The 12,080-nt window shown below is 39.1% G+C and carries 9 protein-coding genes; 6 read left to right on the top strand and 3 right to left on the bottom strand.

The window, feature by feature from the left end; genetic code table 11:
- Positions 1–4: 4 nt before the first annotated feature.
- From L1267_RS05210 to L1267_RS05200, 3 genes are all read left to right on the top strand, one after another.
- Positions 5–3,079: a PilC/PilY family type IV pilus protein gene (locus L1267_RS05210; protein ID WP_235382273.1), complete on the top strand. Its 3,075-nt coding sequence runs from the start codon at positions 5–7 to the stop codon at positions 3,077–3,079.
- A 518-nt stretch (positions 3,080–3,597) separates the two neighbouring features.
- Positions 3,598–6,771, top strand: a complete 3,174-nt coding sequence (locus L1267_RS05205) for a pilus assembly protein (protein WP_235382272.1) — start codon at positions 3,598–3,600, stop codon at positions 6,769–6,771.
- Positions 6,772–6,937: 166 nt separating this feature from the next.
- Positions 6,938–7,387 (top strand): type IV pilin protein, encoded by a 450-nt coding sequence (locus L1267_RS05200; RefSeq protein WP_235382271.1) that lies wholly within the window; start codon positions 6,938–6,940, stop codon positions 7,385–7,387.
- Between the two features lie 5 nt (positions 7,388–7,392).
- On the opposite strand, the gene L1267_RS05195 is transcribed toward L1267_RS05200, so the two are convergent.
- A complete protein-coding gene (locus L1267_RS05195; RefSeq protein ID WP_235382270.1) occupies positions 7,393–7,929 on the bottom strand; it encodes a GspH/FimT family pseudopilin in 537 nt (178 codons plus the stop codon).
- A 69-nt stretch (positions 7,930–7,998) separates the two neighbouring features.
- Complete coding sequence (locus L1267_RS05190) at positions 7,999–8,583, bottom strand: pilus assembly FimT family protein (RefSeq protein ID WP_235382269.1); 585 nt, start codon at positions 8,581–8,583, stop codon at positions 7,999–8,001.
- 138 nt (positions 8,584–8,721) lie between these two features.
- Between L1267_RS05190 and L1267_RS05185 the strand changes: the two genes are divergently transcribed.
- Entirely contained in the window at positions 8,722–9,060 is a 339-nt protein-coding gene (locus L1267_RS05185) for a P-II family nitrogen regulator (RefSeq protein ID WP_135925568.1), read from the top strand.
- Positions 9,061–9,388: 328 nt separating this feature from the next.
- Here L1267_RS05185 and L1267_RS05180 read toward each other — a convergent pair whose 3' ends face one another.
- A complete protein-coding gene (locus L1267_RS05180; RefSeq protein WP_135925563.1) occupies positions 9,389–10,147 on the bottom strand; it encodes an outer membrane protein assembly factor BamD in 759 nt (252 codons plus the stop codon).
- A gap of 138 nt (positions 10,148–10,285) precedes the next feature.
- Here L1267_RS05180 and rluD point away from each other — a divergent pair, with 138 nt between their 5' ends.
- On the top strand, positions 10,286–11,263 hold the full coding sequence (gene rluD, locus L1267_RS05175) for a 23S rRNA pseudouridine(1911/1915/1917) synthase RluD (RefSeq protein WP_135925561.1): 978 nt from the start codon (positions 10,286–10,288) through the stop codon (positions 11,261–11,263).
- Positions 11,264–11,268: 5 nt separating this feature from the next.
- A complete protein-coding gene (gene pgeF / locus L1267_RS05170) occupies positions 11,269–11,991 on the top strand; it encodes a peptidoglycan editing factor PgeF (RefSeq protein WP_235382268.1) in 723 nt (240 codons plus the stop codon).
- Positions 11,992–12,080: the final 89 nt, after the last annotated feature.

Genomic DNA, 12,080 nt, shown 5'->3' with positions numbered 1-12,080 from the left:
TGTAATGAAGGTCGTTAACTTTAAATATGTATTTATATATGTTTGCACGCTTGGGTTTCTAAGCGCAGCAAATGCTGATGATACCGAATTGTTTGTGGATTACGATAAAGAGCTTCACGAGAAAACGCGGGTTTTATTCATACTTGATACATCAGGAAGTATGATGCAATCAGCCAACACGGGCGCAAAATGTTTCCATCCAGAGCTTGGGTATTGGATTCCTTGTCCTGATAGTCGCATGGAGGTAGCAAAGGCCACTATTATAGATACAATTAATAATAATCCAGATATGGCCTTTGGCTTTATTCGTTTTGCACCGAGTCAAGGTGGATATTTAAAAGCAAAAATTGGAACCGATCATGAAACGCTTATATCTCTGATCAGCGAAACAAATGCAGGTGGCTCAACACCTATAACCGAAACCTTGTGGGAGGCTTACCAATACCTAACTGGGAAAAATGTTGATTTTGCACTTTTGATCCCGCCTATATCTCGTGATACTAGCGCAGAAAAGGGATTAAATTATATTTCTCCTTTTGATTCAAGTATTACAAAAAATGCAAGGTGCGACAATAAAGTACATATTCTCTTGATTACAGATGGCTCACCTCAAAATGATTACGACAGAAACCTCCAGATTGAGCAATTACATCAAAGTTACTTTTCTGAACCAGCCAATGCTTTACTAGATGATTATGGTAATAGTATCTATTTGTCAGTTTTAGCAAGGGTAATGCATGGTACAGAAGATGTTGATATAGATTTGTACCCTAAAACTAAAAAAATTCCTGATGAAGCAATCATAAATACTATTGGCTTTGGTAATGGTCTTACTGAGAGAGGACAGGCTATATTGAAGAAAACTGCAAAAGAGGGGGGAGGGAGTTACATTTTGGCAAGTAATCCAAAAGAGCTCTCCGATGCATTAAAGCTTGCTTTTGCTGCTCTAAGAGAAGAAGCAGGATCCTTTGCTTCACCTTCTATTGCATCAAACAATACTGATCAAACTCGTAGTAGAGATGCACTGTATAATACGATGTTTTACCCTAGCACAAGTGCTCGTTGGCGAGGTAATTTAAAAAAACTTAAGGTATCTGGTGATAAGATAGTTGGTTTAGGCGGGGTTTCTGCTTTAGATGATAACGGAAACATTGCCTCTAATGTTCATACTTTCTGGGCAGCTGACAACGAAAAACCAGATGGCAATGATGTTAAGCTAGGTGGGGTTAATGCTTATTTAGCTAAGCAAGATAGCATTCCATATGCTCAAGGCAGACGAGTGATATTATCAAACTTAAAGGATGACATATTACGCCATTTTAGTGGTTGGAATGCTATAAACTACTATGGAAGTGTAGATAAAGCAGCAGAAGCTTTTGGGGCTAAAGGCGCGACTAGACAAGAGATATACGATTTAGCATTTTGGTCACGTGGTGTAGATATTTATGATGAAGATAATGATGGCCTAACAACGGATACTCGTGAAGATGTCTTTGGTGATCCACTTCATTCAAAACCCGTCACTATTGATTATGGCTATAATGACGTACGTATCTTAATAGGCACGAATGCAGGCTATTTACATATGTTTCGTGACAGAAAAGATATTTTAAATGAAAGTTGGGCGTTTATTCCAAGAAGTTTATATAAAATTATCAAACCATTAAGAGACAATGATAAAAATACAAAAGTCTATGGTGTTGATGGACCTATTTCTATCTTTTTTGACGATAAAAACAAAAATGGTGTCGTAGATGCAGGAACAGACAGGGTTTGGACATTTTTTGGCTTAAGACGTGGCGGAAATGAGTATTACGCTTTAGATATAACTAACCCTAATTCACCCAAATTAATGTGGGGTGGACCAATTGTCGGTGGCTCAGGTGATTTCAAAGAGTTGGCACAAAGCTGGTCAAAAGCACAAGTAGCCTATATTAATTTATATGGATATAAAAATCGGCCAGTGCTTATCTTTGGAGCTGGCTATGATACTAATAAAGATAATAGTCGACGAACTAATGACTCTAAGGGGCGAGGAATTTACATTGTTGATGCTGAGACAGGTAAAAAAGTCTGGGCATTGACTCCTTCTGAAAATGGTTTTCAAGGTAAACACAGTATCGCATCTGATATTGCTCTTTTAGACTCTGATTACGACGGGTATATAGATCGTTTGTATGCCACTGATACAGGTGGTGATGTTTGGCGAGTCGACATGCCTACGCAAAACTCACGGAACTGGACGCACTTTAAACTTGCTAGTCTTGGGGGCACTCGGGCTAACAATGACCGGCGCTTTTTTTATAAACCGACTATTGCGAGAAGTGTATATAGCAAAGTATCTGAAGTTGTTGTAAATGGTAAATCCACAGTAACTCGCGTTGATACTCCGTTTGATGCCGTATTAGTTGGCAGCGGGAATAGAGCAAATCCGCTTTCATCAGCGGTGAATGATCAGTTATTTATGATCCGCGATATAAATACTGTGACTAAGTCTTTTACAGGGAGTAAAGTCCCGAACACTATCACACAATCAGATTTAATGAATGTAAGTTCAGATCCTTTTGCTAAGAAACTTGATAATGTTGATGGCTTTGTCAAGCTTGAGGTTGAATTAGCGCGCTTTAATGGTTGGTACTATAATTTGCCGCTTCAAGGTGAGAAATCATTAGCTGCGAGTACCGTTGTAGGAGGTGTTGCTTACTTTACAAGTTTTGCACCAGGCTCGACAACCAATGTTGTCGACCAGTGTAGTCTAGGTAGCGGTACTGGTGGTCTTTATGCTTTTCACCTACATTATGGAACCAAAGTATATGATGAACTTAAGTTCCAAACAGGGAATGATGTACCTGATACTCCGCAACTATTCTTTGGTGAATCGGATAAAGGTGAAAGTCAGTTTATGTTGATTGGTACCGGGATTGTTGGCCAAAAAGATCCGTTTGTTGCCAAAGGGGTATTGGGCCCTGGCTTACATACCGTAAATGGTAAAATTAAATTACTGAGTGATGAGGTTCTTGGATTTAAAGTTCAACAAACTTATATATATAAACAAGAGAAGTATGACCGAACTCAATAATAGTATATGCAATGTTTTTATCATATTATTTAGTCGCAGCTTTATACTTGTATAATGCAGCTGTAATAAGGGCACCAATTTTAAAGCGGTGTCCTTTTTATAATTGTAAGTCCATAAATTTCCATTAAGATTCAATGTGTTACTTTACTTTGTAGAAAGCAATCCCTTTCGCTTACCTTTCTTTTAAAGTTGGCTCTTTTTTATTATTTTTGTTAATAGTTAAAGCAATACACTGCAAAATATGTATTGAATTCAGTGAATAGCCAAAGCTCTAGTTATTTTTAGTGAAATTCTAAGAAAAAATGGTGCAAATAATTAATTTATTTGTAGCACTTATGTTTTAATTCAAAATAATTAGTTATAATTTAACTTGTATCAATTTTAAATTTATTTGCATTACGTCAGCTACAAGTATTTACTCATCGTTTTGTTAGAAGGTAACTTACTCTTGAGCTTTCGAGATAACTTTTTTCAATTAGGTTATTGGTTTTGAACGTTAGTGTTTAGTGGGGGTTGTAATGAATATAGGAAAATTAATCAGCAAAATCTTGCTTGGTAGTGCTGTTATTTTCAGCTCAATGGCCCATGCTGAAGACATTGAACTGTACGTTAATCATAATGTAAAGCTCGATGAGAAACCCCGTGTTCTGATAGTTTTCGATACCTCAGGTAGTATGGCATTCTCAACAAGCTCAGGTTTTAACTGTGGTTTTTCGTATGGGCGATATATTCTTTGCCCTGATAGCCGGTTAGGTATCGCTCAAGATGCTATAACTAATTTAATTGATGGAAATGACGATATAGATTTTGGCTTAATGCGTTTTAATGGACTTGATGGGGGATATGTTCTTGCGGGTATCGGTTCTTCTAACTCTTTTCTAAAGCAAACGATTGCTACATTACCTGCTAATGGAGGGACGCCCTTAACCGAAACACTCTGGGAAGCTTATTTGTATATCACTGGGAAAAGCCTTTACTACGGTGCAAAGGTGGCTGAGGCGCTACGTGATAATTCAATTGAGAACAAAACGGTTTCAGGTCCATGGTGGAATCGTTACTATACCTATTCATACATCTCTCCCTTTGATAATACAGAAGAAGTTAAACGCTGTGACCATTCTGTAAATGTCATCTACATGACTGATGGCGATCCTAGCTCAGGTTCGGATAATGAACAAGATGGCACTATCAGTAATCTGTATCAATCGTATTTTGGCCGCTATTTGGGCGACTCAGATCGTATCGCGGGTGTATACCTCCACAAGCTTGCGCAAATAATTCATGGCTCGGAAAATGTTAAAGTTGACTTATTTCCTTCGACTAGTGAGATCCATGAGACAGGCCGCGTTTATACTATCGGATTTGGAAGTGGTATGAGCGAAAACGGTAAGCGTTTACTGTCTGAGACAGCAAAGTTAGGGGGGGGGAAATACCTTCACGCAAATACTGCTGATCAGCTTTCTGATGCACTAAAAAATACGATAACTCAAATTAGGGAAGTGAACGATAGTTTTACCTCTCCTTCTGTTGCGAGTAACAATGTTGACCAAACACGTAGCAGAGAGTCGATTTATTATGCGATGTTTTATCCTAAAACAGGAGCTCGTTGGCGCGGAAATTTGAAAAAATTAAAAGTGTCTGGCGACAAAATCACTGATAAAGATGGAAAACCTGCTTTAAATGAAGATGGCCTAATTGATAAAAATGCGAAAACATTTTGGTTACCAAGTGGCGAAGGAGCAGATGGTAGCTCAGTAGAACTCGGTGGGGTGAACGCATATTTGGCACTTCAAGATAGCGTTCCTTATGCACAGGGAAGGCGGGTTATATTATCAAATCTAAAAGGGAATGTACTACGTCATTTTTCTGGTTGGAATGCAATAGATTACTACGGTAGTGTTGAAAAGGCAGCTGAAGCATTCGGTGTTAGTGGGGCAACCAGACAAGAGTTGTATGATCTTGCTTTCTGGTCGCGTGGTGTAGATGTAGATGATGAAGATAAAGATGGATCTACCAGTGATTCGCGTAATGACATATTCGGTGATCCATTGCATTCAAAACCTGTAACGATTGATTACGGTAATGATGATATCCGAATTTTAATTGGCACTAATGCTGGGTACTTGCATATGTTCCAAGATAAAAATGATGTATTAAGCGAAAGTTGGGCATTTATACCTAGAAGTCTATATAAAATTATTAAGCCGCTACGTGATAATCAAGCAGACACAAAAGTCTATGGTGTAGACGGACCTATCTCTGTTTTCTTTGATGATAAAAATGGAGACGGTGTTGTTAATGATAGTGATCGTGTTTGGGCATTCTTTGGTTTAAGACGAGGCGGTAATTATTATTATGGCCTTGATATTACAAATCCTAATTCTCCTAAATTATTGTGGGATGAGCCTATCAAAGGGGGAACTGGTGACTTTTTAGAGCTTGGTCAAACCTGGTCAAAGCCAATCGTAACCTACATTAATTTAGCAGGTTATGAGGACCGCCCTGTATTAGTTTTTGGGGGCGGATATGACACAAATAAAGATAATGTTTCGCGCTCCAATGATAGTAAAGGGCGGGGTATATTTATTGTTGATGCGCAAACAGGTAAGAAAATTTGGGCTCTGACTCCAACTGAAAATGGCTTTTTAGGAAAGCACAGCATTGCTTCTGATATTAGCATTCTTGATTCAGATTATGATGGCTATGTAGATAGATTGTATGCAGCGGATACAGGTGGAGATATATGGCGTGTTGATATGCCCTCAAATAACCCTAATGATTCACAAAAACCATGGACGCATTTTAAATTAGCGAGCCTAGGTGGTGCTTTGTCTACTCAAGATCGTCGTTTTTTCTATAAACCAATGATTGCTCGTACAATGTTCAGCAAAGTATCAGAAACCACTTTTGAAGGGAAAACGATTAAAACGCGAATTGATACGCCATTTGACGCAGTATTAATTGGTAGCGGAAACCGCGCTAAGCCTCTTTCTTCGACAGCCAACGATCAACTTTTTATGATCCGTGATATTAATACCGTGACAAAATCATTTAAAGGTGCTGATGTACCTGACGTGATCACTCAAGCAGACTTAATGAATGTAGATTCGGATCCTTTTGGCAAAGCTATTGACGATGTCGAAAAATTCACAGAACTAGAAGTAACGCTCGGGGAGTTTAAAGGTTGGTACTATAACTTGCCGGCCTCGGGAGAAAAGTCACTAGCTGCAAGTACGGTTATTGGTGGTGTAGCTTATTTTACTAGCTTTTCTCCTGCGACAGCCACTGCAAACCAATGTTCATTGACTGGTGGTTCTGGCGGTCTTTATGCTTTTCATTTACATTATGGCACCAAAGTCTATGACAGTTTAAAATTCACAACTTCGAACGATGTTCCAGACACGCCTCAACTTTATTTTGGCGTTGGTGATAGTTGTGTCGATGGAAATAGCGATGGTTTTTGTGATGACAATACTAGCGAAAAAGTGAGAGAACAAAGCCAGTTTTTATCGATTGGACCTGGAGTTAAGGGGGCTCAAAACCCATTCAAAGTACAAGAAATCTTAGGCCCTGGGTTAACAATTGAAAACGGTAAAATAAAACTTGTTAGTGATAAAGTACCAATTGGTTTTGGTTTTAAAACCCAACAGATGTATATTTATAAACAAGAAAAACTCGATCTAACCTACTAGTAAAAATTAATTAATTTAATTATTCGGTGCAGTGATAAAGTTTGATTGTGGTTTTATTGCTACATTTTTATACCTTTTAGAAAGGTATAAAAATAAAGTTAATTGCAATCATAAAAAACTGAACCTATTATAATTAAATGTATAGCGAGTCTTTGAGAAATATTTGATGGGTATAAAATATATAAGATCAAGAAAGAAAAATAAGCAGTTAGGTTTTACCTTAATTGAACTAATGATTACGGTTGCTATTTTAGGAATTATAGCAAGTATTGCGCTACCTAATTATTTCGAATATGTTAAGCGTGCAGCAAGAAGTGAAGCTGTTACTGCTTTATTAGATATAGCAAATAAGCAGGAGCAATACTTTGCGGATAATCGTCAATACGCTACCACATTTGACCAGTTGGGTTTAGATACAAAAACAGAAAATGGTTACTATGAGTTAAGACTTACTGTAAATAACTCTGTTGGACGTGCAGTGTTTTTTGCATCAGCTGTAGCTATTGCAGGCCCTCCTGCCAAAGATTCTGAATGCTCGAGACTAACAATAGACGACCGTGGTATTCAGCGTCATGGAGGCTCAGCAGCGTCTCCTGATGTTTGCTGGGGTCGCTAATTAGCTTATTGCTGACATTTATCAGTATCTATTACTTTCACCCTGCCAACATTATTTACCGATATAGCAAGCCCACTTAGGCTTGCTTCTTTGTATTCAGGACAATAAACAAAAGTCCCATTATTGAGTCCCATCAGTCTTCCATTAGGTAAAAAGGTTAGTGCATTGCGTTTGTTATAAGTGAGCATATCAAGCTTATTGATTGCCTCAAACTGTACTATTTTAGTGTCATTACTATCAAACACGCCAATCTGTCCATGATCGATAAAGACAGTGAGTTTTTTATGCCAGAATTGATAGTTACACTGGTTATTGTGTAATGCACAAAACGTGACATACGCATTGTTTGCTTGTGCATTTAAGCGGCTAATAGCGACTGCGCGTTTAATAAGATGTATTTGATTATCTAGACGGTTTTGCGCTAAGAAAGGTTTTAACTCGAACAATGCTAGGTTTAAAAGTATCGAAACAATCGATACCACTATTAAAACCTCAATGAGTGTTGCGCCGAGTACTCGACGATAAAAGAGATGTGTCTTCATCCTTGAAGACTCCCTATTGATATGTTTTATTTAAATATAGATGTACCTATAATTGTGTCAAGTGTTTATTTAATTACATTTGAGGTTTGTATCACCAAGATAAAACGCACTACCTGATTGGTTTATTTGAAGGGCTTTATTATTGTCATTATTATTAGGGTTTGGACAGTATACAAAAGTTCCCACTTGAGTAAGTATACTGCCACTGGTATCGAAAATAATTTGTTCGCCACCATTATAAGTGATCACATCCTTATTGCTAGGCGGAGGAAGCACTCTGTAGACCTCGTCACCATAATAAGGTTCGAACCATTGAATTACATTACGTGGAAATCTTTCTTTATCGTTACTAAACATAAAGATAACTTGTTCTTGGGCGTTATTTTTTGATAGTGGGTGGCAGATACTCACTTGGTTATCTTTTAAACGGCTATGCCACCCTTTGCATATTGTTACTTGGGTATCTGTACTAACAGCTTTAGCCCGAGCAAAGCTTATAACACGCTGCAAGTCGAGTAAGTAATTTTCTGCTCTATTTCTTTCTAATGTATCTGAGCTGTCCCATAACGCAATTGTGGCAACAATGCCTACAATCGCAACTGCTATCATTAATTCTAAAAGCGTGAAGCCTTTATGTTTCCTGTTGTTTTTCATTGCTTGTACCTCACTTACAAGTAGTTTAATAATAATATCACGCTTTGTTTATAGTGCACCTATTTGTTCAGTTTGTTTGCTATGCTGACATGGATTGTCTAAAATCGAGGCAAATATGTTTTAAACTAACTGGTTACTATGAAAAAAATAGAAGCAATTATAAAACCCTTTAAGCTTGATGATGTTCGTGAAGCGTTGTCAGATGTGGGTATCACAGGAATGACGGTTAGCGAAGTTAAGGGCTTTGGCCGTCAAAAGGGGCACACTGAGCTTTACCGCGGTGCTGAGTACATGGTTGATTTTTTACCGAAAGTTAAACTTGATATTGTACTTAGCGATGAAGATGTTGATAGAGCGATTGAAGTGATCGTTAAAACATCGCAAACAGGTAAAATTGGCGATGGTAAAATCTTTGTCACTGATGTGGAACGTGTAGTACGTATTCGAACCGCCGAAGAAGATGAAGATGCGATTTAATTAGTATACCCAAGCCACCTCAAGATGCAGAATTCAGCGATTCACAGGTGCTTAATATCAAGGCGTTACTTTGCAAGAATGGTAGTCCCTTTTAAGAAGTAACAACGATGAGAGTAAGTGCCTGTGAGCGCCCAAAGGGTTGGTTTAAAAGCGATTTATACTGCGTTATTGATTTTAACAATAGAACCACTATTACTTGCAATCAATGCCTTGCCTAAATCGCTTTTAATTCCAACTGAAACTCGCACCTTGAGGTGGTTTGGGTATATTCGATCGCAAACATTAAAAAAGGCGCCTATGGCGCCTTTTTTAATGTAAATGTGATGGATTAACGTTTATTCGCTTCACGCGTTGCTTTAGCGTGCGCGCTTAGCTCAGGTAAGCCGAGTTTGTCGTAACTTTTTTCCATGATTTCTAAAGCTTGATCTAAGTAGCTGCTTTGTGAGTAATGCTCAACTACATATTTGCCACGGTTAGCGGCAGCAAGATATGCTTCGCGTTCATAGTAATATTCAGCCACTTTTAACTCGTAGCGCGCCATTTTGTTGAGAAGCCACACTAAGCGTTTTTTTGCTTCTGGCGCATAAGCGCTATTGGGATAGCGTTTTAATAATGTTGATAAGTCAGTGAAAGCAACACGGGTACGATTTGCATCTCTATCCGCACGGTCTACGCCAAAATACTCTTGGAAAGCATTTTGGTCTGCTTTAATGTTCACTAAGCCACGCATGTAGTACATGTAATCTAAATCTTTGTGGTTTGGGTTCAAGCGAATAAAGCGGTCAATAGTTGCAAGTGCTTGTTCAGTATTACCTGCTTGATAGTGAGCATACACTAGGTCCATTTGTACTTGCTTTGATAGCGGACCAAAAGGATAGCGAGAGTCAATAGCACTCAACAACTCAATTGCTCGAGCGTATAAGCCTGAATCTAATGTTTGTTTCGCATCTTCATATAAAGCTTGCGCAGATTTATTAGGAACGCGTTGGATATCTTCTTGATCTGGTGCTGACGAGCAAGCCCCTAAACCAAGTACTGTAACTGAAAAAACAATGGCGAACGCACGTTTCCCTATTTTATTTATCATTTTATTTATTACCTTCGATGTCTTCGGCTAGGCCAACAGAGGAAAACCGAGTAAACTATACGTATTATACAATGCTTAATAAAGCGATTCTAACCCAGTCGAGCACAGCTTGCACTGGTAAATTGGGTAAAGTTACTAATGTCAGAGCAAATTTCTCTCCAAGCCGAGGTTCCAATAGACCTTGGCGGTAAACGTCTAGACCAAGTATTGGCGCAATTGTTCCCTGATTATTCGCGTTCACGGATAAAAACATGGATTTTGGATGACAAAATCACGGTAAACGGCGAAATATTGAACACGCCTCGCGAAAAATTACTCGGTGGCGAAATGGTCAGTGTAGAAACAACCATTGAGGCTCCTCGAGAATATAAGGCACAAAATATCAAATTAAACATCGTTTATGAAGACGATGATATATTAGTTATCAATAAACCGATGGGGCTAGTTGTTCACCCTGGTGCAGGTAACCCTGATGGTACTGTTTTAAATGCTTTACTTCATCATTACCCAGACATTATCAATGTGCCACGTGCCGGTATTGTTCATCGTCTAGATAAAGACACCACAGGTTTAATGGTGGTTGCTAAAACTATTCCCGCGCAAACACATTTAGTGACGGCATTGCAAAAGCGCGAAAACTTCACCCGTGAATACGAAGCAATTTGTAATGGCACTATGACTGCAGGTGGTATGGTTGAAAAACCAATTGGCCGTCATGCTACAAAGCGTACTCATATGGCTGTTCATGAAATGGGCAAACCAGCGATAACGCACTACCGTGTTGCAGAAAAATTCCGTGCTCACACGCGCTTACGTTTACGCTTAGAAACAGGTCGAACTCACCAAATTCGTGTGCACATGGCTTATTTGAATCACCCATTAGTTGGCGATCAACTTTATGGTGGTCGCCCGCGTCCGCCTAAGGGCGCAACACCTGAACTGTTCCAAATGTTACGCGACTTTAAACGCCAAGCATTACATGCAGTTAAGCTTTCTATCGCGCATCCAATAACGGGTGAGTTAATGACATGGCAAGCGCCAATTCCAGATGATATGGCAGCGATGACAGAAGCTCTTCGTGCTGATACTAAAGCAAACCCAAATATCGAGTTTTAAGCATTATGATCACACCAGCATGGACAGCCCCAAAAACTGTTAGCGCACTGAGTACCACCCGACAGGGCGGTGTATCCGTTGCACCCTTTGATAGTTTTAATATGGGTTTACATGTTGGTGATGATGAGCAAGCCGTACTTGCAAATCGCGCGTTACTTACAAATCAGCTGCCAAACCCTGCTGTGTGGTTGAACCAAACACATAGCAGCGAAGTGGTGGTGATTGATGAAAGGTCTGAGCTAAGTGAGTTGCGCTCTGCTGACGCACTTTATACTCGTTCAGTAAAACAACCGCTTGCGATAATGACCGCAGATTGCTTACCCGTACTATTTTGCTCGGCTTCGGGTAATGAAGTTGCTGCAGCACACGGCGGATGGCGAGGCTTAGCTCAGGGCATTTTAGCTAATACAGTGGCACATTTTAAAGCAAAACCAAGCGAGATAATTGTTTGGCTTGGCCCTGCTATTGGCCCATCACAATTTGAAGTGGGCCCAGAAGTAAAAGAATGCTTTTGTGAATTGAATCCTGAGCATCAAAGAGCATTTAAAGTTAAGGGCAATAAGTATTTAGCGGATATTTACCTGCTCGCACGTCAACAATTAACACAATTAGGTGTAATAAACGTTTACGGTGGTGAGCATTGTACCGTCACTGATAAATCACAGTTTTTCTCTTATCGCCGCGACGGGCAAACTGGCCGCATGGCTAGCTTGATCTGGCGCAATTAATACGCCTTTTTTGCGATTAAATTTTCTTCTTTACTTGAACAAATCACTAAGCATACCCATTAATTAAGCAATTAGATTTTTTAATAGGT

The organism is Pseudoalteromonas sp. OFAV1, assembly GCF_021532595.1.
Classification (GTDB): Bacteria; Pseudomonadota; Gammaproteobacteria; order Enterobacterales; family Alteromonadaceae; genus Pseudoalteromonas; species Pseudoalteromonas lipolytica_C.
Note: the sequence above shows the minus strand (reverse complement) of the source record. Positions and strands in the feature narration are given on the sequence as shown.

Bases quoted from the DNA above. Each gene is read 5' to 3' on its own strand.
- L1267_RS05195 (WP_235382270.1), bottom strand. From the start codon at position 7,929: ATGAAGACACATCTCTTTTATCGTCGAGTACTCGGCGCAACACTCATT.
- rluD (WP_135925561.1), top strand. From the start codon at position 10,286: ATGTCAGAGCAAATTTCTCTCCAAGCCGAGGTTCCAATAGACCTTGGC.
- L1267_RS05190 (WP_235382269.1), bottom strand. From the start codon at position 8,583: ATGAAAAACAACAGGAAACATAAAGGCTTCACGCTTTTAGAATTAATG.
- L1267_RS05180 (WP_135925563.1), bottom strand. From the start codon at position 10,147: ATGATAAATAAAATAGGGAAACGTGCGTTCGCCATTGTTTTTTCAGTT.
- L1267_RS05185 (WP_135925568.1), top strand. From the start codon at position 8,722: ATGAAAAAAATAGAAGCAATTATAAAACCCTTTAAGCTTGATGATGTT.
- pgeF (WP_235382268.1), top strand. From the start codon at position 11,269: ATGATCACACCAGCATGGACAGCCCCAAAAACTGTTAGCGCACTGAGT.
- L1267_RS05205 (WP_235382272.1), top strand. From the start codon at position 3,598: ATGAATATAGGAAAATTAATCAGCAAAATCTTGCTTGGTAGTGCTGTT.
- L1267_RS05210 (WP_235382273.1), top strand. From the start codon at position 5: ATGAAGGTCGTTAACTTTAAATATGTATTTATATATGTTTGCACGCTT.
- L1267_RS05200 (WP_235382271.1), top strand. From the start codon at position 6,938: ATGGGTATAAAATATATAAGATCAAGAAAGAAAAATAAGCAGTTAGGT.